Source organism: Pseudomonas sp. GW821-FHT03C07 (assembly GCF_059420925.1).
In genome coordinates, this window is record NZ_JBWKUQ010000001.1 from 142,531 (window position 1) to 167,581 (window position 25,051).

A 25,051-nucleotide genomic window follows, 5' to 3' on the forward strand; every position below is an offset into this window, starting at 1 on the left:
TCGCTGGCCCCATCGCAGGCAGCCGCCCCCCACAAGGAACGATTTCGCGGGTAAAAAAAAAGGCGGCCATTACGGCCGCCCCTGAGGAGAAACATCCGCTGATTACAAGGTCAGGTTGCCCCGCTCCTCCTCGGTCAGCCGAGCCCTGGCCTGCTCGCTCAACGGCCCGGCACCCAGCACTTGCACCGGGCTGTCGGGGTTGTAGTTCGGCGTGCCGCGGCTGGCGCCGTCACGCGAAGGCTCCAGACGTTCCTGGCCGAAGCTCAGGACCTGCACGCTGAACACCGACGGCTGGTTTTGTCGCGCGCTGGCCTGCTGCTGGCGTGAGACGTTGTCGGCAGCCTGGGCCGCTGACGTTGCCGCCGCGCTGGCCGAAGTGATCGCCCCGGTGTTGACTGATGCCACCACCGGCACGCCCGAAGACTTGCCCTGCACCTGGATATTCGCCGCGTTCACCACCTGCAAGGCGGCGATATTGACGTTACCCGAGACCCGGATGCCCGCCTCCCCCGCATCGATGGTGCCCAGCGGCGCGATCAGGTCGATATCCCCCGGCAGGACCTCCGGAATCGGGTTCAGCGTGGCAATACCGGCGCCGGTGCTTGGCACCGCCGGCGACAGGCTCACGTTGCCCCACGAGTCATAGACCCGCTTGGGCGGTGTGTAGACCACGGTGGTCTTGGAACCGCGACCGGCGTTGATATCGCCTTCGGCCGACCAGGCGGTGATCGAACCGCCGAAAGTGGTCATGACCCGGCTCTGGCCCAGCAGGATGCTGTCCTGGGCAAAGAGTTGGATATCGCCCTGGCCCTGGGTGATGATCCCCGCCGTGGACGGCGGTGCGGCGCCTTCGATACCGAATACCAGGCCACCACCGGGGGCAAGCATCTGGATATCACCGCCGAAGTTGGTGTGCACGCCGGACGGGCCGTAGAGAGTGATAGCCCCGGTGTACAGGATCGGATTACCGGCGACGTCTTTCTCCGGGAACAGCGCGGCAACCGCGTCGCGACCGCGCAGGTAGCTGCCCTGGCGGACACCGCCGACCAGGTTGTACTCGCGGCCGGCGGCCTTGAGTTCGGTGAAGTAGACGGTACGAGCAAAGATGTCCTGCTGCTGGGTCGGTAGCGCGGCGTAATAGGCCCGTGCCTCGTCGACGCTGCCGGTGAAGCCATAACGCTCGCCGAGCCAGGCCACCAGTTCAGTGTCGTAGGTCTTGGCCACCTTCCCCGGTTGGCTGACCAGCGGCGCTCCGGCCTGGGCCTGGTTCGACGGGTCCAGGTAGGGGGCGATAAAGGCCTGGTAGTCAGGGCCGTTGGGGCCGACGCCGGCCTGCATGACGATACTGGCGCCTGGGCGGGAATCGCCGGATACTACGGCGCCGAGGCTGGTGATACTGGTCTTGTCCGCCATCAAGATATTGCGACCCGCACTGACCACCAGGGTGCCGGGACCGGCGACATTGAAGTTGCTGTAGAGGATGTCGCGACCGGCTGAGACCAGGGAGATATCGGTGGGGTTGTTCTGGATGAAGAGGTTGCCTACAGTCAAGTAGTCACCATTGAAAGGTTGTTGTGCTTCCCCAGCAGGGGAACTGCCACTGCTGACAATATCTCGCCCCGCCTGCATCCAGACCGGCCCGCCCCCTTCATACCAGGTTTGACCGTTACGAGAGTCGACCTGATTGGTATAGGTAACGGTACGACCACTTCTTACCCCGATCAGATCTCCGGTCAGCGCATAGAAGCGTGCAGGCTCGGCATCTGTGTTCCACTGTCCGGAAGCGCTATCGGGGCCGAAAGCGAACAGAGGACCGACGCTGCCACTGATGAAGGGTCTGTTAGCGTCCGCCGATAGATTGCTACTGCCATTAATTTGAATACCGTTGGACATTGCCACGAATGCAGGCCGCTCAGGCGTGGCCAACGCCTCAGGGTTGGCGCTGGATTGGCTGATGGTCAGATTACCACCGTAGATTGAATTGGCGGCCAGGAGCTGCAATTGCCCTTTGGCCGAGGGCGCCAGGGTCAGCGCGGCGGCAACGGCAGCAGCAGAGTTGCTGTTGGCCGCGTCACCGTAATAAAGACTGCCGTTTGCGGCAATGGCATTCAGGATAGAAGGATAGATCAAAGCATTGTCGGACAACGCTCCCTGGAACAGTGGCGTCAGATTGCCGCCTGCTGAAAACAGGTTGATGGCCGTGTGGTCGGTCCACAGCGAGAACCAGCTCAGGCCATTGCCATGGCTGCCATCGCTGGCCAGGTAAGACGACGCATTCAGCGCAGCGACGCGCCCTGGGTCGCTGACCGTTTGTACGACCAGATCGCCCAACGTCGACAGGTCAAAGGTCGCGTCTCCCGGTACCAGCGTCAGGCCCCCGCCCGCAAGGCTTCGCGTTGAAGTGAAGGCGGTGTAGCCACGGGCTTCTCCCGGCGCTTGCTGTCTGTCGTTACCGCCATACAAGAGTGTCAACGCGCCAACGGTGGTGCTACCCAATACGGCGTGACCGCGCAAATTGGTGACTACCCCGTTCTGATCATCGGCGGCCTGATTGTCGACGGCGACAGTCACTGCTGGGTTCAGATCCCCGCCCACCCGCAAGGTCAGGTTGCCGCCCCCGGTCACCTGCACACTGCCGTCGGCGGCGACTCGTCCCGTGCTACCCACGGCCAATACCAGCCCCTGGGTGCGCGGGTTGACACTGTCGGCGCCGATGGCATGACCGGACAAGCTTTCCAATACCCCCGCACTGCCGGTGACCTGCACGTTCAGGTTGCCGCCGCCGAGGGTACCGAACCCGGTGAAACCGAGCATCTGATCGGCACCGGGAGGAGCGCTCAGCGATGCGGCGTAGGTACCGAAATTTATCCACCATGCAGTCGGCTGTGGTGAGCCTCCTGTATTGACATTGCCGCTGCCCTGGCGCCAGAGCCAGTTGGAGGTATTCGCCGAATCATGGTCGGTATCACCATTGGGCTTGGTTATCCCATTAATGGTGGGCAAGACAATATTTCCGCTCAAATCACCGCCGACCTTAAGCGTCAGGTTACCGCCGCCCTCGGGATACCAAGCGCGATACACACTATCGCTGCCACCGTTTACCAGGTTGTCGACGCCATTACTGAGTACGGTCCCATCAGGACCCGGAGCCCTAGGCTGGTTATAAGGGTCATTGACCGAAGTCACGCTGGAGGACGTGCCCGCTGTGTAGACACCAAACAACGAATCCATGCTCAGATTGCCGCCGGACACCAGTTCAAGATCGGCGGCCCCCGTGCGGATGACACTGAAGCGCGAGCTACCCGCCTTGACTGTGTAAGGTCCATTTGGATCTATTCCGCAATCCCCGGGAATATCAGTGCAGAACGTTGGCCAGTTTATGGCAACGAAATCAACAGGTTGGCCAACCATGCTGAGGTCACCCCAAGCATCAAGAGATCCTTGTGCGGTGTAGACCGGAGCCCCAACGCGATACATCCCATAATGGCTGTCGGCTAGGTGCATATCGCCATGGACAGGACTGACTTGCACAACACGATTGTCCGCCGCAGTGGTGTCCGCGCCTGCCACCAAGCGCAATGACCATGACTGGGAACCCTCGGCGAGCATTGGCGCGATGCCCCAAAGCTCGCCCTGGCGCCCACTTACTTCAGGGCGCAGTTGCACCGAGTCCACCCCGCCCGGCAGCAGCACATTGGTCCCCGACGGGATCAACGCGCCACGGGCCAGGGCCAGATCACCATTGAGTGCGAGTACATTGGTTGACAGCTGGGAGCTACCGGCGATGCTTGGCAGCGCCACGCCCTTGGGCCAACTGAATGCGCGTAGCGCCGTATCGGTGCTCAACAGCGTGCCAGCATCCAGCTGCGTGCCGGCAGGCAGGCTTTGGGCCTGGGTCAACAGCGTACCGGCGGCGAACAGCAGGTTGCCGTTGCTGTCGTGCACGGCGGCGGCCAGCACGGTGCCGGCAGGTAGTAACAGTGGCTGGTCCAACGTAGCGCTGACAGGCAGACGTGTGCCCGATACCAGGGTCACGGCCCTAAGTGGCACATCGTAGTTCAGGGTCGAGCCGGCCGGGAAACGAGTGCCATCGGCCAGGGTCACACCCGCTCCGGGCACCACGATATTGCCACCCGAGAAGTCGATCCCGGACAACAACAGCCAGCCTGTGTCGTCATCGGTCTTCGGTGGCGGCGCAAAGCCGTCGGTGATGCTGCCGTAGACATTCAGGTCACCGCCAGCACGCAAGGCCAGCTTGCCCACTTCGCCAGAGCCGTACACCCCTGTTTTCTGGGTGAAAGGGTTGAGGCTGGCGTAGCGATAACCGGACAGGTCGACATCGCCCTGAACCACCAGGTCGCCATTTGGCGTGGCACTGACGATCTCCACCCCAGGACGCAGGTGCAGGACATCGCCATAGGTGGCGTTATACAAACCCGTGAGTTTGTTCTGCAGCAGGTTGCCGTTAAGCAGCGCCGCATCGACGAACGCGCCGCTTTGCAGGTTGATCGCATCCAGGTAAGCCTGGGTAATCACCTGGTAAGGCCGGCCACTGGCCGCAGGATCGGTGCCCAACGGCGCATCGCTGTACTGCCAAGTGCCATTGACCGCGATGGAGCGAGCCCCGCGAATCGCCAGGTTGCCGCTGGCATCGATGGCGATATCGCCGGCCGAGACCCCGCCCAGACGAGGCGCATCGAGCTCCAGGGTGCCGCGCGCTCGGCCATCGTTCTGGCCCGGCCCGCTACCTAACGCTACGCCAGTGCCGGCCCGTAGATCGATGGTGGCGCCACTGGCCAAGGTCAACAGGCCCTGACCGGAGTTCAGCTCGACCATCGCGCGGTTTGGCGAGTCGATGATCTTGCCTTGGCTGTCGACTTGCAGACCGCTGCCGTGGGCATCCAGCATCGCACCACCGGCCAGGGTCAGGCCCTGGCTGGCCGACAGGTTGATACTGCCCACCTGTACGCCGCTGGCATCGACCTTGCCGTTGACCAGCAGGCTGCCGTTATCCAGTGAAACCACAAGGGTGTTGGCCTTGAGGTCGTTGCCGATGGTCAGGTTGCCCTGTTTGATCTGGAAGGTACGGGCGCCATAGACCTGCCCTGCGTTCAGGCGTTGGTTGAGGGCGGCGAATGAGGCGTCTTCGGCACCGCTGGCCCCCAGACGCTGAGCCTGGATATTGGCAAAACCGCCCAGGTAAGGCAGGTAAGTGCCGCCGGCATCGTAGGAGCCACTGCTGCTACCCAGGATGCTGCCCTGCAGGTCCACCAGCCCTTCGGTCGGGTCCACGGCCTGGGCGGTGAATTGACCGGCCCGGTTGTTCAGCGCCGACAGATCGATACGTGACCCCACAGCTTGGTAAATATTACCCGTGGTACTTTTCAGGGTGACGTCACCACCCCAGCTGTATTGCGTCACATCGTTGAATTTGATCGCACGGCCGGCCATATCGATCTGCGCGCCATCGCCCAGTGTCAGGTCTTGCGTGGCACTCAGGTTCAATTGACCACTGGACAACACCACGGCGGTGTCCAGGGCCAAACTGTTGGCGTTCAACGAAAGTTTTGCGCCTTGGCCTCCGGTGCGGATCTGGGTGCCGGACAGTGCCGTGACATTGAGCGCGCCACCGACGGTGATAGTGTTCACCGAGCCGGCTTCGCCCGTCAGCAAGGGGGTGGAGACATTCAGATTGCCACCACTGTAGGCAAAGCCCGAGCCCGCCTGATAAGCGCCCTGGCTCTGGTACACCGACAGACTGCCCTTGTGGTTGGCGGTCACCCGTTGGCTGGCGCTGATATCGACCTGTGAAAAGCCAAGGAGCAGTCGGTCCAGGCTGGCGATCGAATTGGGCTGGGCGTACGGGCCGTAGCCGAACTCCAGGGTTTCGGTCTGCAGTTTAAGCCGTCCGCTACCAGTGCCGGCACCTCCAGCGACCACATTGCCGGCCGGGTTGGCCGCGCCGTTCCAGATCAGGTCGGCGGTGTGGATGGTCGCCACATCAGCGGCACCGCCGGCGCCGTAGATGGCCGGGGTACTGAGGATCAGATGGCTCAGCAGCGATTTGCCAGTCAACAGGTCATAGGTATCGAGAGTCGTGCTGCCATACACATTCACGCTGTCGTGAGCAGCCAGTTCAAGGGTTTCCAGGGCCGGAGCACCGTATTGGGTATCGCCCTTGAGCAAGCGCGTCAGCACGCTCTGGTTCAAGCTCAGGCCAGCCGGTAACAAGTTATGGCTGGCGGCATCGGCCAAGGCCTGGTCGCTACCGAGGTTGATCGCACTCAGGGCCAGGGTCAGGTGGCTGGTGCCATAACGAACGTTATCAGCTAGCACGAAGTCATTGCCCGTACCCACGACGATAGAGCCCGAGGAATACAGCTCGGTCTGGCCCGTACAAGGTGCCGAGTTGCAGACTCCGACATGGATGCCCGCGTCACCTGGCAACGAAGGTGCCAGAACCTGGAGCAAGCCATTGGAAATCCCGAGGAAATTGTAACGGGTGGGGCTGGGGGGGCTGGCCGGGGTCGTCAGGTTGTAGATATAACCCTGGCTGGCATCATAGGCCGTAGGCCCCATACCGAGAGTGTTGATCGAGGCGCCCTGCTCGACCGTGATTGCTCCGCCGCTGGACACCAACAGCACCTCTGGAGCCGCCAGTTTCGCGCCGCTACGCAACACCACGCTGCTGCTGAGGTTGGAGCCCAAACCGATGTAATTTCCTCCCTGTCCATAGGCAATGGTCGGCATGCCGCCAATCATCAGGCTCGCGGCGCCCAGGGCATTCAGGCTGCGATCATCTACCGTGACACCGACAAAGGCTGCCGAAGCCGGCGCTCCTGCGGATACCACCTCGATCGCGCCATTACTGATCACGCCGACCGTCCCTGCATGACCGCCTTGCGCGGCCCCGAAGCGACCGATGCCGTCGAACGAAAAGGCGCTGCCGGTTGCGCCTGGCACCAGGTTCAGTTGCAGGCTTTTCGCATCGGCTTCGATCATCGGGCGCGGTACGCCCAATCTGGCGGCATCGGCGATAGCAAACTGGTCATAGCTGGTTTCGTTGTATTGCGAATAGGTGCGCAATACGTTGGCCGATGTCAGGATAACCTGGCTGGCAACGCTGTTACGTATACCGGTATTGGCGATCGACAGTTGCCCGGCGGTGCTCCAGGAACCGTTGCGCATGGCCAGAGCGCCGCCGCCCATACCGACACCCGCCAGACCGTTCAATTCGACCCGGAAAGCGCCGGGCAGCAGTGCATAGGTGGAAGGCAACAGCGTATAGGTACCCGGCGCCAACCCCGGTACCCCGGCGCCAATGGTGATTTGCTGGCCGAGTACCGGGTCTTGGGCGCCAGATTTGCCTGCCGATGGCGCATAGACCTGCTGCACGCCTGGCACAATGGCATACACCGGGTTGGTCGCCAGGCCCGGCAAGGTGAAGGTACCGGTGGGATTGACTTGCACCAGCGGGTTGTAGCGCGCGTCGGTGGAGCCACCACGGCCGGAAACGAATCCGGCGCCAAGCAGGTCGCCGCCACCGGAGAGGTCCAAGGTGGCGCCGGCCGATACCACGATAGACTGACCGCCCATGATCACGCCGATCCCACGACCGTTATTCAAGCCGGTCTGACCGTATAAAGTGACTTTCTGGCCGTTGTACAGATAAGTCTGGCCGTCCGAGGTGCCGCCGTAAGGCATGATCAGGCCGTTACCGCTGACGGAAGTCAGACTGTCGGGCAGCAACCCCACGAGCTTGGTACTGCCATTGCCAAGCTGAATCAGCCCCAACGGCGCGCGCACCACGCCGCCCTGCTCGATAGTCGGGGCGAGCAGGGTCAGGCTGCCAAACGCCGAATACGGCAGTTGGGGAATGGCCTGGGTGGTGCGACCGATGGTCAGGAGGCGCCTGCCCAGCGTATCCCCTGCCCCCGCTGTCACCGCCGCGACACTGCCCGTTTCCGGATACAACTGCGCGGCGTTCAAATGCAAATCGCCAGCCGTAATCAGTTGCGTCGTTGGATTGCTGGAGCCAATGCCGTTTGGTACGCCCGCCAGAAAGCGCAAGTCACCCTGGCTGGTCAGATTCACCTGGTCGAAACCGCGTCGCTCGACCGAGGTCTGGCTGCCATTTACATTGGTAAAGGCGCCCTTGGATCCGAACACCACATTGTTGCGCACATCGATCACTGCCCCCCCGGCAGAAAACTCGGCCTGACTAGGCAACAACGAACTGAAAGGAGACGCAGTCGATATGGGGGAAACATAAGTCGTGCTGAGAAGCGGAGGGCTGGCACCAGCCAGCAGCAAGGAAGGTGCGCAGACATTGATATGGATGGTGTCCGGCACATTTTGCGACACACCGAAGGCGCCCGCATAGAGCTGCAAGCTTTGGCTTAGACTGAGGTTCAAGTTGCCATTGAAAGACAGCAAACCGTTACTGTAGACCGCCAGATTGCCAAACCCACCGGCCTGGACCTGATCGGCGGCCAATTGCCCATGACCGTAGGTCAGGGCATTGAGGTCCAGTGCCGGAGCGGTGTCAGCGGTTTGTTGCAACACCATCTCTCGAACTTGCATCACCCGGTCAGTCGCCGGCGAGTCGCCTTGGGTCGAGTACAGCGGCGTCTGCAACGCCACCGACAAACTGCCACCTGCCGCGCCCTCACCACCGGCGCGGGCGGCGAAGCTACCCATTAGATAGAGGCCATTGTTGGACCCCATGGAAATGCTACCGCCATTGCTGGTCACCAGCGTGCGGCCCTGACCGGCGATATCCAGGCTGGCCTGGGTCCCCGAGGCATCCAGGTGTGCCCCTTTGCTCACCACGATAAAAAGATCGGCGGCCGAGGCCGTACCAGCTACCGAATCGATTGCGCCACCGCCAATGACAATGGAGCCACCGCCGGCGACCTGGCCGTAAAGCTGGCCGCGCATGTCCACTGCGGTCACAGCCCTTGCCGCGACATCGATCACCGCCTTATCGCCGAGCAAGATGGAGCGGCTGTTACCCGTGCCGTTCACGGGCATCTTGGGATCCACGGCGCCGATGTTGTTGAGGCTGACTGTCCCGCCCCAGGCATTCAGCGTGCCGTTCACGGTCAATTGGCCGATGCTGCCCAAACTGATGGCCTGACCCGGATCGACACTGATCACCGCGCCACTGTCCACGGTCAGTACCGTGGTCGCCCGCTGTGCATCCGTGGGATTAAGCGATCCGGCCTTCAGACTCAAGCTGGCGCCGCGCCGTTGAGTCAGCACGCCCCTGAGCGGATCTTGCTGATAGAGGCCAGGTGTCCAGACTTGCAGCGCCTGCACCGGGTCGCTGCCAGAAGCCACGGTGGTGGCATTGTCGCCCAGGCGATAGACCGGCTGGGTCACGTCCACCTGGGTACCGTCGGCGACGGTCAGCCCCTCGTTGCCCGTGATGTCGTAAGCAGAGAAACCTTGCTTGAAGAAGCCGGCGTCCAGTTCGAGGGCGCCACTTACCGGTGTTGTCGGCGTACCGATCAGCACTTGGCTGCTTTGCAGGGTCAAGGTGCCACCGCCGTTGACGCCCACGGCACGAATATCGCCGCCCAGGTTCAACTGCCCGCCCACACCGATACCGCCGGCATTGGCGGCCAGGGTCAGGCTGCCGCCCCTGCCGCCCAGGGTCTTGCCATTGGCCAACAACGCCGCGCCAGACGACACATCGATCAGGCTTCCCAGCTGCAAGATCACATCACCGCTACTGCGCAGGGACACCTGACCCGCGTTGACATAGGGCAGGTTCTGATTATCAGACGGTGCCAACAATTGATTGGTCCACAGACCCGCTGTACTGAGTGTCACACCCCCGGCCACGTTGATGCCGGGCTGTGAACCGCTGGGCGGCGTAATCACCGTATCCTGCAGTTTGAATGACTGGTTGGGGTCGATCTGATTCAATACGTTGCCCAGTTGCAGCGTACCGCCACGGGCCGTCAGGTCGGCATTCACCGTGACCTGCGGGCCATAAAGGGTGATGGTGCCGCCATTGGCAACGCTCAGGTTGCTATCCACCTCGATCTGTTGTTTGGCGGCGACCTTGATTGCGCCCAGTTGAAAACCGTTGAGCAGGTTGGTGTCCAGCACCAGCGTGCCCTGTCGGCTTGCCGGGACCACTGAGCCAAGGTCCACGCCCACGGCGACGGCGCTCGGGCTGGCCGCGAAGTTGACCTGATTCAGGCTGGCGCCGAGGTTGTAATTGACCACGCCCGCTATCGGGTCGTAGATCGGTGTGTAGGTGCCGGCGATCAATTGCGCGCGACGAGCCACTGCCGCCTGCGATTGCTGATAACCGTCGAGGGTCGGGCTCGCGGCCTGGTTCTGTTGCGGCCCGCGATACACGTCGCCGATCACCTGGCCTTCAAGTACCGCGCTGCTAGTCGAGATCACCAGGTTGCCGGCGTCGCGGCCCACGGTGTAACCCAGCTCGTAACGCTGGCGTGGGGCGATCAACGGATTGTAGTAATAGTCGGTCTGGCCCCAGCGCACGCTTGTGTCGGCATAACCCTTGTAAATCCCAGTGTAAAGCAGGTCGCCTGGCGCACTGGAGAGTTCATACAGACGCCCGTCGCTCCCCATCAGCCAGGTCTGTTTGATATAGCCGCTCTGCACATCCAGGGTGCCGCCGGACAGATTGATCTGGGCGCCCTGCTGGGTGACCACGTCCTTGCCGGTAAATGTCAGGGTGCCGCCCTGGGCCATCCACTCACCGACGCCATGCCCCTGCGTGCCCAGGTAACCGCTGACTTCCAACAAGCCGCCGGCGGTGTACCAGCGTGCCGTGGGGTAACCGTTGGTGCCGGCCGGTACGTAGACCAGATCACGCACATCGACCCAGACATCGCTGCTGCTCAGTTTGCCCGCATCACGGTTGCCCGATGCGTCACGTAGCTCGTTGCCCTGCACGTTGACCTTGATCGAGTTGGCCTCCATCGCCACCTTGACCCCGACCGCACCGGACACATCGATGATCGAACCATCGCGTACCAGGCTGCGTTGTCCGGCGCTGACCGCGACCTGGCCACCGCTGGCGAGGGTCAGCGAACCGCTCTGGAAGTCCACGGTACCGCCGCTGACGATCTCGATCCGCGACTGCTCGATACGGTCGACCACACGACTCAGGTTATCGAATTTTCCAGCGATCAGATTGCCTGGAGTGCCGTTGAGAGCGGCCAGTGCGGCGGCGCGCTGACTGTCCAGCCCGGTTGTGCTGGCATCGAGCAGGATCGTGGTGGTGCTGCCCGCCCCCAGGGTGATACTGCCGGTATTGTCGCCCGCCGAGTTGAGCAAATGCACCGTGCCCCGGGTGTTGGTCGAGGTGCTGCTGGCGATGACACCGTTTTGCAGTATCTGGTGGCCGGTCAGGGTGATGTCGCCGGTGGATGCGGTGATCAAGCCGCTGTTGATCACGGTGCCGGCGCCGCTGCCGCTGTTCAGGGTGCTGACCACTTCGTTGCCTCGGGTGGTCGAACGTGGGTTGCCGGTGGTGGACTGCCCCTGTCGGATATAGAAGTTGTCGCCCGCCGCCAGGGTGACCTGGCCGTTGGCGGTACTCAGACGACCATCGTTGATCACTTCGCTGCCCAGCAACAAGGCATAACCGCCCGAGTCGGTGGATGTGGCGGGATTCAAGGTCTGGATCAGCGCCCCACGCTCGACTTGGATCTGCCCTACGGCATCGGTAAAGGTCGGTTGTGTGCCGGTGCTGTCGACATACAGCCCCTTGTTGAACTGGGCGTCGCTGATGTTTGCGGCGGCGGCCACCAGGTTACGCACGTTGACCTGACTGGTGCCGCTGAAGATCACCCCGTTGCGGTTGACCAGCATAACCGTGCCATTGCCCTGTATCTGGCCCTGGATCTGGCTCGGTCGGGCCTGGGGATCGTTGATGCGGTTGAGCACGGCCCAGTTCGATTGCTGGGCGAAATCGACAGTGGTATTGCGCCCGACGTTGAAGGTTTCCCAGTTGAGAATGGCCTTGTCGGCGGTCTGGGTGATGGTAACGGTGGTCTTGCCATCGGCCTGGGTTTGCACCGGCGCCTTGGCATTGAGCCAGCCCTGGGTCAAGCCGGTGTCGACCTTCAGGCCGCCCTCGCCCAAGCCGTCCGGCACCGTTGGTAACCGAGCCAGCGCGACTTGACGCCCGGCTGCTTGTGCCGCCTGCTGTGCAGCAATGGCGGCGACACTATTATTGAAGTTCGCCAATGACCGCTGCAACTGCTGATTGGCCTGCTGCTGTTGCGCCAACGGCGGTGGCATGCCCGGTAACTGCACACCCGGCTGACCGGCACTCGCGGCCTGGGCGGCGCCCTTATCGGCAAACCAGCCGGAACTGAATGCAGTCTGCGCCTGGGCGCTGCCGGCCACCAGCAACAGGGCAATCGCCTGGGCCACAGGCTTGAGCACCCATATCGATAAATCGCCATGACGCGCTTGAGCATTGAGTCTTGCCGGAGGTTTGCAGCGGAGCATCACTACCCTTCCTTGTCTGTTGCACAGTGGGCTGCCACGCCAGCCTGTCGCAGGCTGGTGTCGCTTATATGACTAAGGCAGGTACCGAAGGTCGGGACCGAACCTTTGTCATCGAATATTCATCTGGGCGATATCGAGTTGTAGGCATACGCAAAAATCAGCAACGGCTTACGCCGTTGCTGATCGGATCTTGCGTTACGTTGAAGCGAGGGTTACAGCGGACGACCGATGGCGTTGCAAACGCTGGTGTTACCGACGTACTGAGCGCTGGTGGCGGTCAGGAAGCTGCTACGCACAGCAGCCTTGAAGGTAGCTGAGAGCGGGACAAAACGGTTGGCTGTCACTGCCGCGTCGTTCGGGCTAGTGGTGCCAGCGCCATATTGCTGGGTCAGGAACGAGCGCACCAAGCCCGTCTGGGTTGCATCGGCGTAGCATTGGCTGAAGATCATGTTAGTGAAGCCAATGATTGGGTAGCCGGTCGAAGGGAAAGGGAAAACGCTTGGGTCAGTAGGGCTGGTCGATGCAGCGAAGACCGGTACCCACAGGTTTGGATTGGAACGGTTGCCAGTAGCAGGCGGGGTAACGCCGGAGACGGCGGTGCCGACGTTGGCAAGGTTAGGTGCGGAACTGTTGACAGTAGCCACTTTGGTGGCGTCATCCAGACCGGCCGTGGTGGTCACAGCCCAGTCCGGGCTCATGTAGGTGATACGACCATCAGCGGCGTTCAGCGCGGTCATGACTGCCGAGCTACCAATAGCACTTACCGCACCGGTAGGAACGCCACCCGAGTAGCTGGAACCGAAGCTGGTGGTCACAGCGAAGGTGCCGGTTTCACCGGTGCACTTGGCGCTCAGGAAGCGGGTGAAGAGTTCGGTGGTACCGCTGCTGTCACTGCGATAGGTCACGGTGATAGGACCTGTGCGGCCAGAACCGGTGATGGCGTCCCAAGTCGCATAACGACCAGAGAAAATACCGCAGACCTGATCAGTAGTCAGGTTCAAGTTACCACCGGCTTTGTTGAACGGCAGAGCCACTGCAGTCGCCATCGCAGGCAACTGAATCAGTGGGCCCCAAGCGGCGCCATGATTGGTGTTGTAAGTGGAGATATCGGTAGTCGCGAGTTTCGAGTCGCTACCGGCCCAATGCACGTTGGTGGTGGCTGGCAGTTTGAACTGGGTTGCATCGTTGTTCAGAAACGCGAGTTTACCCGCGCCGCTGCCAACGCCGATGTAAGCAGCAAAACCGGAAGGCAGAACGCCAGAAGTGTTATAGAACGGAGCCGCGAGGGTACCGCCACCGCCGTTGACAGCGGCCATGGCCGCTTGTGCGGAGCACAGGGCAGCGAGGGTCAGGGATACCGCGAGAACGTTGCGCTTAAACATGAAGAATCTCCTTTCGTCGTGTTCGTACGTTGAGTGACTTGCTCGTTCATGACGCCATGGCGCTCGATGCGTCGCCTTGGTTCCAGACGACTTGTGGGGTGAGGCCATGCATGAGAACTTCTCAAGTTCCGGTGACAGATAAAGGAAAAAACCTCGGGTGAATCTTATTGATTTTTAAATAAATTCTCGGGTGTTCGTGGCACTTTCGCCGCGTAATGACAGCGCTTTTACGGGAGTGGCAAAGAGCCTTGCGCTGCAGGCGGCGAGACATGCGACGGGGTCGTCGGGATATGACAGAACGAGGAACCCGAGTTCTTCGAACTCACCCTGCGGGGGCGCGGCGATTCTGCAAGACGAGGTCCATGTTAAGGTGCACGGATACTTGAAAATAGAGAGCACCAATGCCCCATCTCGCCCGAACCCATCCACGCCTGACCATCGCCGCCCTCCTCGGCCTGGCCGTCGGAGCGCTGGCTCCGGTCAGTCCGGCACTGACCAAGATCCTCGTCGGCTGGAATATCGGTGTCTGGTCCTACCTGGCCATGATGCTCTGGCTGACCATGCGCTCGCGCCCCGAAGACGTGCAACGCTTCGTCGAGCGCGAAGACGAAAATGCCGGAACGGTACTGCTGATGGTGTCGATCGCCGCGATTGCCAGCCTCGCCGCGATCACCGTCGAACTGGCGGGCAGCAAGGACCTGGACATGCACACGCGCCTGCTGCATTACGGTTTTACCGGGCTGACGGTGATGGGCTCATGGCTGCTGATCGGGGTGATTTTCAGCGTGCACTATGCGCGGCAGTTTTATCTGGGCGAACCTGAAGAGTCGCCCCTGCGCTTTGCCGATGGCGAGAAACATCCGGACTATTGGGACTTCCTGTACTTCTCTTTCACCATCAGCGTGGCGGTACAAACTTCGGACGTGGGCGTAGCCACCAAGGCATTGCGCAAGGTGGTGCTGGCGCAATCGTTGATCGGTTTTGTGTTCAATACGGCGATTCTGGGGTTTTCGATCAATATTGCGGCGGGGTTGTTTGGCTGAGGGGGGCGACGATATCTTTGTGGGGGAACACCGAACTCTAGGAGCTGGCTTGCCGGCGATGACGGCCGTACAGTCGATGCAAGACTGACGGGCCTCATCGCTGGCAAGCCAGCGCCTACAGGGGTTGCGTAGCCCTGTGGGAGACGGCCTTGTGGTTACTCGGTCGCGAGCACGCCACGACGAACCTGGTCACGCTCGATCGACTCGAACAGCGCCTTGAAGTTGCCCTCGCCGAAACCATCGTCGCCCTTGCGCTGGATGAATTCGAAGAACACCGGCCCCATCAGGGTTTCCGAGAAGATCTGCAGCAGCAGGCGCTTGTCGCCGTCCTGCGAAGAACCATCCAGCAGGATCCCGCGCGATTGCAGTTCGTTGACCGGCTCGCCATGGTTCGGCAGACGGCCTTCGAGCATCTCGTAGTAAGTCTCCGGCGGCGCCGTCATGAAACGCATGCCGATCTTCTTCAACTGGTCCCAGGTCTTGACCAGATCGTCGGTGAGGAAGGCCACGTGCTGGATGCCCTCGCCGTTGAACTGCATCAGGAACTCTTCGATCTGTCCCGCGCCCTTGGACGACTCTTCGTTCAACGGGATGCGAATCATGCCGTCCGGCGCGGTCATGGCCTTGGAGGTCAGGCCGGTGTATTCGCCCTTGATATCGAAGTAACGGATCTCGCGGAAGTTGAACAGCTTCTCGTAGAAATTCGCCCAGTAGGCCATGCGCCCGCGATACACGTTGTGGGTCAGGTGATCGATGATCTTCAAGCCCGCGCCCGGCGGATTGCGGTCAACGCCGTCGAGGAAGACGAAGTCGATGTCATAGATCGAGCTGCCTTCGCCGTAACGGTCGATCAGGTACAGCGGCGCACCGCCGATGCCCTTGATCGCCGGCAGGTTCAGTTCCATCGGGCCGGTGGCGATATGGATCGGCTGGGCACCCAGTTCCAGGGCACGGGCATAGGCTTGCTGGGCGTTTTTCACGCGGAAGGCCATGCCACACACCGACGGACCGTGCTCGGCGGCAAAGTACGACGCCACGCTGTGGGGTTCGTTGTTGAGGATCAGGTTGATCGCGCCCTGGCGATACAGGTGCACGTTCTTGGAACGGTGGGTCGCAACCTTGCTGAAGCCCATGATCTCGAAGATCGGCTCCAGGGTGTTCGGGGTCGGCGATGCGAATTCAATGAACTCGAAGCCCATCAGGCCCATCGGGTTTTCGAAGATATCGGTCATGGTGACGCCTCATCATTTTTATCAAGTAACGGTCAGTTAGTTGCTATCAATGCGGACGTTGGCGGGTGGCGCGCAGGAGATGCCCCGCACGCTGCGGGCAAGGAAATCGCCGTAGATCAGTTGGAACCCAAGTATCTTCATGTCGACCCAGTCTCTCAGGGCGAGGCTTCTGCTGCCAGAAGACGTTATTCTTATATGCGTAACCAGATTCTACATGGCGTAACCCGTTTTGTCCGTATCCCTTTTCATTTCCTCCCGGGCAACTGAAAGGCCGGCCGGTTACACAGGTAGATCCCCGCCAGGATCAGCCCGCCGCCCAGGCACATGATCAGTGTCAACTGCTCGCCCAGCAATAGCGCGCCGAGGATCACCGCGGTCAGCGGGTTGAGGCCGATAAACACCCCCGCCCGCGTCGCGCCGATACGCTGGATACCATCGTAATACCAGATATAGGCCAGCGCCGAGCCCAGCCCGCCGAGGTAGACCAGGCTCAATAACTGCGGCGGACTCAAGGCGTCGATCACCGCGAGGCTCACCTCCCCGCGCAGCCAGGTCGCCAGCCAGAGCATGGCCGTACCGAGCCAAATGGAATAGGTCACGGTGGTCAGCGGGCCCAGCGCTCGCGTCAGGTTGCGGGAAAACAGCGAGTAGACCGCCCAGGACAGTACGCAGCCAAAAATCAACAGGTCGCCGACCCAGGTCTGGGCGCTGCCTTCGAACAAGCTCCGGTTGCCGCTGATGATCACCAGCCCGGCACCGCCCATACAGACCAGGATACCGAGGACTTTCGCGGTGCTCAGACGTTCCTTGAAGAACAGCCACGATGCCAGCCCGAACACCGCCGGGTTCAGCACGACGATCAACGAAGCCCGCGAGGCATTGATGTAGTGCAGGCCGTAAAAGAAGCAGAGGTTATAGAAAAAGATGCCGAAAAAGCCCAACAGCAGCAATTGCACGAATTGCTTCTTGTCCGGCAGTACCAGCGGCACGCGCATCATCCCGATAAACACCAGCAGGATTACGCTGGCCAGCAGGAAGCGCAGGCTGGCCAACAGCAATGGCGCGATATCGCTGGACAGAAAGCGCCCGGCGACAAAGGTCCCGCCCCAGATCATCGAGACCCCGGCGAGTTTGAAGTAGACCCGCAGGTCGCTGCCGGCGGTGAAGGTGGATACCTGTGTGTGCATGTTTTTTCCTGCGGATCGAAACGGACGGTTGTCAAACTGTCCGCATTATTTTATTTATGTCGACTCATCGTAAAATGAGTAAAAGCTCATGACCCTGACTCAACTAGAAGTATTTTCCCAGGTCGCCGAACTGCGCGGCTTTACCAGTGCGGCCCTGCGCCTGGGGATCAGCCAGTCGGCGGTTTCCCATGCCCTCAAGGGGCTGGAGCAGGAATTGGGTGTCGAGTTGCTGCGCCGGCACCAGGGCCAGGTGGAGCTGACGGATATCGGCGCGCAATTGCTGCAACGGGCGCGGGCCATGCTCGGCCTGGCGGACACCTTGCGCCAGGAAGCCGCCGATGCCCGAGGCATGAAACGCGGGACTCTGCGCATCGGCTCCTTTGGCCCCACCTCCTCGACCAAACTGTTGCCGGCGCTCCTGGCCCGTTACCGGCTGGCACACCCGGGTATCCAGGTGCAAGTCGACGAAGGCCCTGATCGCCAGGTGCTGCAATGGCTGGAGGAGCGGCGGATCGACGTGGGTTTCGTGGTGCTGCCGCAGGAGCGCCTCGACACCTTTGCCCTGGTGGAAGACCAGATGGTCGCCCTGCTCCCTGTCGGCCACCCGTTGTGCGAGCAGTCGGCGATTGAACTCAAGGCGTTGTGCCAAGACCCGTTCATCCTCACCGGCGCCGGTTCCGGGGAGTTGGTCGCCCAACTGTTCGCCGCCCAGCGACTGGTCCCGGACATCCGCTACCGCACCGCGCAACTGCTCAGCACCCTGGCCACCGTGGCCCGTGGCGAAGGCGTCACGATAGTGGCCGAGCAATCCCTGCCGGACCACCCGGCCCCGGGTTATGTCAGTCGACCGTTGTCGCCACGGGTCAAGCGCCAGATCGCTCTCGCCGTGCTCGACCGGCGCCAGGTCTCCCCGGCGACCCAGGCCTTTATCGACTTGGCCTGTTCGCCCAGTTGTGCGACATGGGTGTGATGATTGCCATTGACGACTTCGGCACCGGGCATTCAAGGCTCGGCTTTTTACGCCAGTTCAATGTCGATTACCTGAAAATCGGCCAGAGTTTCTTCGCCATGATCGGCGCCGACGCCTTGTCCGGGCATATTCTGGACAGCGTTATCGAACTGAGCAGCAAGCTGGAACTGGGCATCGTCGCCGAGGGTGTCTAAACGCCAGTACCGCGCGACTAGCTGGCATCCCGGGGTGTGGGCTTTCTCCAGGGCTACTTGTTTGGCAAACCACTGCTGGCGGAGAATTTTCTTAACAATTTCAAACGGCAGCTCAGCGTGCATGAAGATAAAGTCGCGCTGTCAGAATAAGTCAGCGACACTTGCCTATCGGTATTGCTTCAACGTCTAACGCGCGTTATTTACTCTTGGCCTGATAACTACTACACTTTTTCTTGCCAGCAGTAAATTGATAGGACGCCCTCAGGCTTATTAAGTAACTTTCCGCACTGCCACACCCAGGTGCACACGCGTAACGAAAGCCGTTGCAAGCATTGGCTTGTCGTTTTGTTTTAGGTAGATGGCAGCCGAATACAACTCGTGGAGATAAATACCTTGTCAAAACTCGCCCAATTTCGTGCCGCAGAAATAGCCCTTAAAGAGCAACTCGCCCAGCTGGAAGCCTTGAAGAACGACGCTGGACTCAAAAAGGAGATCGAGTTTGAAGAAAAACTCAAGAGCCTGATGCGGGCCTACGACAAGAGCCTGCGCGACATCATCGCGATCCTCGATCCAAACCCGAGCCGACTCGGCACCGCCGCGCCCAAGCAGCGACGTGCCCGCGTGGTCAAGGTTTACCAGAACCCTCACACCGGTGAGCTGATCGAGACCAAGGGCGGCAATCACCGCGGCCTGAAAGCCTGGAAAGAACAATACGGTGCCGCGACCGTCGACTCCTGGTTGCGCGGCTGACTTTAACGCTTGAACGCAAAAGCCCTGCCCAAGCAGGGCTTTTTTTGTCGCCCAGGATCATACTGACCGGCGTCTCGACGGTGATAATAACGCGCATATCGACGACAAGTTTTTCAGACAAGAGTTCCCGCCCGGCGACGAGCGTCGGGAATATAGAACTCAAAAACGACACAGTACCCGTTACTAACCGTAACCCGGGCGTCTCGACGGTTTTTGTTGCATGTAAAAAATTTCTCACAGTCGCCCGAGAGAATGCGTCATGTCTATTACGTCTGTCGGATGAAAAACAATCTGCTCACGCGCTTCACACATTTTTCACATGCATTCTTACAGGATGAAGGCTGCTAAAGGATTAGCGCCCCAATGCCCGCTTCGGCGGGCTTCTTTATGCCTCTTCGGCAAGTTTTATACACTTCGCTATAACTTCCTGACAAAACCGATATAGCCCGCTATTACCCGGCGCAGCTGTGCTCGGGGCTAAAATCCATCCGTCCGAATTTGGCGCCTGCGCCCCGCTTCAGTATGATCCAGCCCCACAGGATCGGAACCGGCGAGTCAGCCTGCCGCGTCCATGATTGCCCGCTTTTTTTATCTGCCGTGCGGAGAGCCCATGAGCCTGCAAGACCTGAACACCTTCCCCGGCGTTACCGCCCAACCCGACACCGCCACCCAGGGCTTCGTGTTCAACCACACTATGCTGCGGGTCAAGGATGCCACTCGGTCCCTGGACTTCTACACCCGCGTACTGGGTTTCTCCCTGGTGGAGAAGCGTGATTTCCCGGAAGCCGAATTCAGTCTGTATTTCCTTGCCCTGGTGGACAAGGCGCAGATCCCGGCTGACGCCGCCGAGCGGACCCAGTGGATGAAGTCGATTCCCGGCATCCTGGAACTGACCCACAACCACGGTACTGAAAACGACCCGGATTTTGCCTACCACAACGGCAACACCGACCCACGGGGCTTCGGCCACATCTGCATCTCGGTGCCGGATATTCGTGCGGCCTGCGCGCGTTTCGAAGCCCTGGGCGTCGAATTTCAGAAACGTCTGAGCGACGGTCGCATGAAAAGCCTGGCCTTCGTCAAGGATCCAGACGCCTACTGGGTTGAAATCATCCAGCCAACGCCGCTGCAAGATGCCTGATAACGCCGGGTAAAGAAAAAGCCCCATGAATCCTCGATTCATGGGGCTTTTTTCCATACAAACTTCAGGCACTACCGAACCTGTGGGAGCGGAGCTTGCCCGCGAAGAGGCCCTTGAGGCCGCTAAAAGCTTCGCGGGCAAGCACCGCTCCCACATTTCAGGCCGGTGCAGAAGTGCGGATCAGATGGTCAAAGGCACTCAGAGAAGCCTTGGCGCCCTCGCCCACCGCGATCACGATCTGCTTGTACGGTACCGTAGTGACGTCACCGGCGGCGAAAATGCCGGGCAACGAGGTCTCGCCACGGGCATCGACGATGATCTCGCCGCGCGGCGACAGTTCGACGCTGCCCTTGAGCCAGTCGGTGTTGGGCAACAAACCGATCTGCACAAAGATGCCCTCCAGGTCGACGGTATGGAATTCACCCGAATCGCGGTCCTTGTAGACCAGGCCGGTGACCTTCTGCCCGTCACCCTTGACCTCGCTGGTCAGCGCGCTGGTCACGACCTTGACGTTCGGTAGGCTGTACAGCTTGCGTTGCAGCACGGCATCGGCGCGCAGCTTGCTGTCGAACTCCAGCAGTGTCACGTGGCTGACGATACCGGCCAGGTCGATGGCCGCCTCGACACCGGAGTTACCACCACCGATCACCGCGACACGCTTGCCCTTGAACAGTGGGCCGTCACAGTGCGGGCAGAAGCACACACCCTTGGCCTTGTATTCCTGCTCGCCCGGCACACCCATTTCACGCCAGCGCGCGCCAGTGGCGAGGATCACGGTCTTGGCCTTGAGGCTGGCACCGCTTTCAAAACGCACTTCGTGCAGCCCGCCGACAGTCTTGGCCGGCACCAGGGCGCTGGCGCGCTGCAGGTTCATGATATCGACGTCGTACTGGCGAACATGCTCTTCCAGGGCGCTGGCCAGTTTCGGCCCTTCGGTTTCCTGGACCGAGATAAAATTCTCGATCGCCATGGTGTCCAGCACCTGGCCACCAAAACGCTCCGCCGCAACACCGGTACGAATGCCTTTGCGTGCCGCATAGATCGCCGCCGCCGCACCGGCGGGGCCGCCGCCGACCACCAGGACATCGAAGGCGTCCTTGGCGCTGATTTTTTCCGCTTGTTTCTCGATGGCGCCGGTATCGAGCTTGCCGAGGATTTCCTCGAGGCCCATGCGGCCCTGGCCGAAGTTCACGCCATTGAGATAGACGCTCGGTACGGCCATGATCTTGCGATCGTTGACTTCGTCCTGGAACAGCGCGCCGTCGATGGCGACGTGGCGGATGTTCGGATTCAGTACCGCCATCAGGTTCAGTGCCTGGACCACGTCCGGGCAGTTCTGGCAAGACAGCGAGAAATAAGTCTCGAAGTTGAACTCACCCTTGAGCGAGCGGATCTGTTCGATAACTTCGACACTGGCTTTCGAAGGGTGGCCGCCGACTTGCAGCAGGGCCAGCACCAACGAAGTGAATTCGTGGCCCATGGGGATACCGGCGAAGCGCAGGCTGATATCGGCTCCCGGGCGATTCAACGAGAACGATGGCTTGCGCGCATCGCTACCATTGTCCAACAAGGTGATCTGGGTAGAAAGACTGGCGACTTCTTTGAGCAGTGCGAGCATTTCCTGAGATTTCGCGCCGTCATCAAGGGAGGCGACGATCTCGATCGGTTGTGTAACCCGTTCCAGGTACGACTTCAACTGGGCTTTAAGATTGGCGTCCAACATGCGGGCGATTTCCCTTTTTCAGTACTGTAGAAATAACAACGCCCAGGTGATTACCACCCGGGCGTTATGGGGCGGTGCGGCTGACTTATGAGGTGCGGATGACCGCCCTTGAATCACTCACGGACTTAGATCTTGCCGACCAGGTCCAGGGACGGAGCCAGAGTAGCCTCGCCTTCTTTCCACTTGGCTGGGCAAACTTCGCCTGGGTGGGAAGCAACGTACTGAGCGGCCTTGATCTTGCGCAGCAGCTCGGAAGCGTCACGGCCTACACCGCCATCGTTGAGTTCAACGATCTTGATCTGGCCTTGCGGGTTGATCACGAAAGTACCGCGGTCGGCCAAGCCAGCTTCTTCGATCAGGACGTCGAAGTTGCGGGAGATGGTCAGGGTCGGGTCGCCGATCATGGTGTACTGGATTTTGCCGATGGCTGGCGAAGTGTTGTGCCAGGCCGCGTGGGCAAAGTGGGTGTCAGTCGACACGCTGTAGATTTCCACGCCTAGTTTCTGGAACTCAGCGTAGTTGTCGGCCAGGTCTTCCAGTTCGGTTGGGCAAACGAAGGTGAAGTCAGCTGGGTAGAAGAACACCACCGACCATTTGCCTTTCAGGTCAGCGTCCGAGACTTCGACGAATGCGCCGTTTTTGAAAGCGGTTGCTTTGAACGGTTTAACTTGGCTGTTGATGATAGGCATCGTTGACTCTCCGTCAGGGGTTAAGAAGTTGATGGGGAGAATCCTAGCCATTCTTTTGCGTTCTGGCTCATTGGCAAAGCTGATGCTCGCGATTGGTTTTCGCTATGAGCAGACACTATTAATAGAAGAAATCTTATGCTCCCTGACCCACTGGCTTTTCGACGATCAGTCCCATGCCTGGAAACGGGCTGGCTTCTATATAGCGCATGGCCGACTTCATGTCCTTCCAGCCGACATAACTCATCAGCGACTTCAGATCCCAACCACTGCGATGAGCCCAGGTGGCGAAGCCGCGGCGCAAGGAATGGCTGGTGTAGTGCTCGGCGGCAATCCCGGCGCGCTCCAGGGCCTGGCGCAGCAAGGGGATGATGCTGCTAGCGTGCAAGCCCTCCTCCCGCAGATGCCCCCAGCGATCAATGGCGCGAAATACCGGGCCACGTGCCAGTGCGGCGCTGTTGATCCAGTCGATATAGGCTTGCACCGGACACAGGCGCTGCAAGGCCGGAGCCTGGTAGGTCTGACCGAGGTTGTCGCGGTCACTTTTGCTGCGCGGTAAATACAGTGTCATGCCGGAGCCTGCGACGGCACGGACATGCTTGATCTCCAGGCGACAGAGCTCGTCACTGCGAAAGCCTCGCCAGAAGCCCAGCAGGATCAGCGCCTTGTCACGCCGGGCACGTAGCAGCGTCGGCCGATCATCGGCGGCCAAGGCCAGGGTCGCCTGCGCATCAAGACTGACGACAACCTGCTCAAGGTGCTGCAACTGCAGCGGCTCGGCCTGCTTCTCCCGCGCCGGGTGCAAGGCTCGAATGCCCTTGAACACCTTGCGTACCAGTGGTGCCTTGGTCGGATCGGCAAAACCCTGGCTGTTATGCCATTGCGCCAGGGCCGATAGCCGCAGCTTCAGCGTATTGATCGACAACACGCCGGCATGGGCCATCAGGTAGCGCACCACGCTATCGCTGGTGGCCGGCAGGAAACCGCCCCAACTCACTTCGAAATGTTCTATGGCGGCCTGATAGCTGCGACGGGTGTTCTCCCGCGTCGCCGCTTGCAGGTAGCGGTCCAGCTCGTTCATGGCCTCGATTCCCGGCATCCGTACTGACTCCCCCGGGGCAAAACGCCAAAACGACTCATCACACGGGGTAATACCAGTATATCCCGTGTTAAAAATTTCAAATATCAGCTTCTTTCTTTTATCTATATGCTATGTAAATACATGGTACGTACCACGGTACGAAATCGTAGGAGAGAACATGGCTCGCGGCGGCGTAAACAAGGCGGTAGTACAAACGGCACGCTTGGCGATCCTCGCCCGCGGCGAGCACCCAAGCATCGATGCGGTACGTATCGAAATGGGCAATACCGGCTCCAAGACCACCATCCACCGCTATCTCAAGGAACTGGATGACGGTGATCTACGCCGTATGGCGCCCGTGGAGTCACTCGACGAAGAGCTGGGCGAACTGGTTTCGCGGCTGGCGCAACGTCTCCAGGAACAGGCTCGGGAACCTGTCGAGCAGGCGCGGGCACAACTGGTGACGGAAAAAGCCGAATGGCAGGCGCAATTGACCGAGATAGTCCAGCAGTTGGAACAACAGCAGCGGCAGTTCGAGATCCAGGCCGTGGCCCTGGCCGATGAATCGCGCAACCTGCAAACCACCCGCTCGATGCTGCAAACCGAACAGACCCGCAACGCCGGGCTGAGCCAGGCCTGCAGCGACTACGAATTGCGCCTCAAGGACAAGGATCAGCAGATTAGTTCGCTGGAGGACAAGCATCAGCACGCCCGTGAAGCACTGGAGCACTTCCGCAGTGCCGCCCGCGACCAGCGCGACCAGGAACAGCGTCGACATGAGACGCAGATCCAGCAAGTGCAGATGGAGTTACGCCAGGCCCAGCAGAGTGCGCTGGTACGCCAGGACGAAATCACCCAGTTGCACCGTGATAATGAACGGCTGTTGGCGGAAAGCCGGGGAAGCGCGAAGGCGCTCAAACTGGCGCAGGAGCAGTTGGATAAAGAGCAGCAGCGCATGGAGCAGCAGCTCCAACAGGCACGAGCACTGGAGAATGCCGGCACCCTGCTTCAGGAGCGCCTGCGGGTGGCGCAGGAGGATGCCGAGGCGCTCAGGCTTGCGGCGGCTGATCGGCAGGGGTTGGTTCAAGCGCTTGAGCTTAAACTGGCTGAAACCGAAGCGGCGATGAAAGAGCTAGGCTCCCCCCAATAGCCCTGCCA

The 25,051-nt window shown here is 60.6% G+C and carries 12 protein-coding genes and 1 pseudogene; 6 read left to right on the top strand and 7 right to left on the bottom strand.

Translation table 11 applies throughout. The features are described from left to right. Positions 1-102 precede the first annotated feature (102 nt). Positions 103-12,504: a filamentous hemagglutinin family protein gene (locus tag AC07VG_RS00595; protein WP_495020264.1), complete on the bottom strand. Its 12,402-nt coding sequence runs from the start codon at positions 12,502-12,504 to the stop codon at positions 103-105. Between the two features lie 212 nt (positions 12,505-12,716). Beyond that, positions 12,717-13,886: a substrate-binding domain-containing protein gene (locus AC07VG_RS00600; RefSeq protein ID WP_495000890.1), complete on the bottom strand. Its 1,170-nt coding sequence runs from the start codon at positions 13,884-13,886 to the stop codon at positions 12,717-12,719. Positions 13,887-14,287: 401 nt separating this feature from the next. Here AC07VG_RS00600 and AC07VG_RS00605 point away from each other — a divergent pair, with 401 nt between their 5' ends. Then, positions 14,288-14,929: a DUF1345 domain-containing protein gene (locus tag AC07VG_RS00605; RefSeq protein ID WP_495000891.1), complete on the top strand. Its 642-nt coding sequence runs from the start codon at positions 14,288-14,290 to the stop codon at positions 14,927-14,929. A gap of 155 nt (positions 14,930-15,084) precedes the next feature. Here the strand turns inward: AC07VG_RS00605 and hppD are convergent, their stop codons facing one another. Together hppD and AC07VG_RS00615 are read right to left on the bottom strand one after the other, a co-directional pair. Then, complete coding sequence (hppD, locus tag AC07VG_RS00610; RefSeq protein ID WP_495000892.1) at positions 15,085-16,161, bottom strand: 4-hydroxyphenylpyruvate dioxygenase; 1,077 nt, start codon at positions 16,159-16,161, stop codon at positions 15,085-15,087. Between the two features lie 245 nt (positions 16,162-16,406). Further along, entirely contained in the window at positions 16,407-17,348 is a 942-nt protein-coding gene (locus AC07VG_RS00615; RefSeq protein ID WP_495000893.1) for a DMT family transporter, read from the bottom strand. Between the two features lie 88 nt (positions 17,349-17,436). On the opposite strand from AC07VG_RS00615, the gene AC07VG_RS00620 reads away from it, so the two are divergent. The 4 genes and pseudogenes from AC07VG_RS00620 (at position 17,437) to gloA (ending at position 20,403) form a co-directional block, all read left to right on the top strand. Next, complete coding sequence (locus AC07VG_RS00620; protein ID WP_495000894.1) at positions 17,437-18,318, top strand: LysR family transcriptional regulator; 882 nt, start codon at positions 17,437-17,439, stop codon at positions 18,316-18,318. Further along, positions 18,288-18,662: pseudogene (locus AC07VG_RS00625) on the top strand (EAL domain-containing protein); the annotation flags it as partial. The gene AC07VG_RS00620 and the pseudogene AC07VG_RS00625, both read left to right, overlap by 31 nt. 243 nt (positions 18,663-18,905) lie before the next feature. Further along, a complete protein-coding gene (locus tag AC07VG_RS00630) occupies positions 18,906-19,262 on the top strand; it encodes a histone-like nucleoid-structuring protein, MvaT/MvaU family (RefSeq protein ID WP_495000895.1) in 357 nt (118 codons plus the stop codon). A 610-nt stretch (positions 19,263-19,872) separates the two neighbouring features. Beyond that, complete coding sequence (gene gloA / locus AC07VG_RS00635; RefSeq protein ID WP_495020265.1) at positions 19,873-20,403, top strand: lactoylglutathione lyase; 531 nt, start codon at positions 19,873-19,875, stop codon at positions 20,401-20,403. A gap of 157 nt (positions 20,404-20,560) precedes the next feature. On the opposite strand, the gene ahpF is transcribed toward gloA, so the two are convergent. The 3 genes from ahpF to AC07VG_RS00650 form a co-directional block, all read right to left on the bottom strand. After that, complete coding sequence (gene ahpF / locus AC07VG_RS00640; protein WP_495000897.1) at positions 20,561-22,126, bottom strand: alkyl hydroperoxide reductase subunit F; 1,566 nt, start codon at positions 22,124-22,126, stop codon at positions 20,561-20,563. A 125-nt stretch (positions 22,127-22,251) separates the two neighbouring features. Further along, entirely contained in the window at positions 22,252-22,815 is a 564-nt protein-coding gene (ahpC, locus tag AC07VG_RS00645; protein ID WP_495000898.1) for an alkyl hydroperoxide reductase subunit C, read from the bottom strand. Between the two features lie 133 nt (positions 22,816-22,948). Beyond that, a complete protein-coding gene (locus AC07VG_RS00650; protein WP_495000899.1) occupies positions 22,949-23,893 on the bottom strand; it encodes a site-specific integrase in 945 nt (314 codons plus the stop codon). Positions 23,894-24,071: 178 nt separating this feature from the next. On the opposite strand from AC07VG_RS00650, the gene AC07VG_RS00655 reads away from it, so the two are divergent. After that, positions 24,072-25,043, top strand: a complete 972-nt coding sequence (locus AC07VG_RS00655; RefSeq protein ID WP_495000900.1) for a DNA-binding protein — start codon at positions 24,072-24,074, stop codon at positions 25,041-25,043. Positions 25,044-25,051 lie beyond the last annotated feature (8 nt).

Bases quoted from the DNA above. Each gene is read 5' to 3' on its own strand.
- AC07VG_RS00595 (WP_495020264.1), bottom strand. From the start codon at position 12,504: ATGCTCCGCTGCAAACCTCCGGCAAGACTCAATGCTCAAGCGCGTCAT.
- AC07VG_RS00600 (WP_495000890.1), bottom strand. From the start codon at position 13,886: ATGTTTAAGCGCAACGTTCTCGCGGTATCCCTGACCCTCGCTGCCCTG.
- AC07VG_RS00605 (WP_495000891.1), top strand. From the start codon at position 14,288: ATGCCCCATCTCGCCCGAACCCATCCACGCCTGACCATCGCCGCCCTC.
- hppD (WP_495000892.1), bottom strand. From the start codon at position 16,161: ATGACCGATATCTTCGAAAACCCGATGGGCCTGATGGGCTTCGAGTTC.
- AC07VG_RS00615 (WP_495000893.1), bottom strand. From the start codon at position 17,348: ATGCACACACAGGTATCCACCTTCACCGCCGGCAGCGACCTGCGGGTC.
- AC07VG_RS00620 (WP_495000894.1), top strand. From the start codon at position 17,437: ATGACCCTGACTCAACTAGAAGTATTTTCCCAGGTCGCCGAACTGCGC.
- gloA (WP_495020265.1), top strand. From the start codon at position 19,873: ATGAGCCTGCAAGACCTGAACACCTTCCCCGGCGTTACCGCCCAACCC.
- ahpF (WP_495000897.1), bottom strand. From the start codon at position 22,126: ATGTTGGACGCCAATCTTAAAGCCCAGTTGAAGTCGTACCTGGAACGG.
- ahpC (WP_495000898.1), bottom strand. From the start codon at position 22,815: ATGCCTATCATCAACAGCCAAGTTAAACCGTTCAAAGCAACCGCTTTC.
- AC07VG_RS00650 (WP_495000899.1), bottom strand. From the start codon at position 23,893: ATGAACGAGCTGGACCGCTACCTGCAAGCGGCGACGCGGGAGAACACC.
- AC07VG_RS00655 (WP_495000900.1), top strand. From the start codon at position 24,072: ATGGCTCGCGGCGGCGTAAACAAGGCGGTAGTACAAACGGCACGCTTG.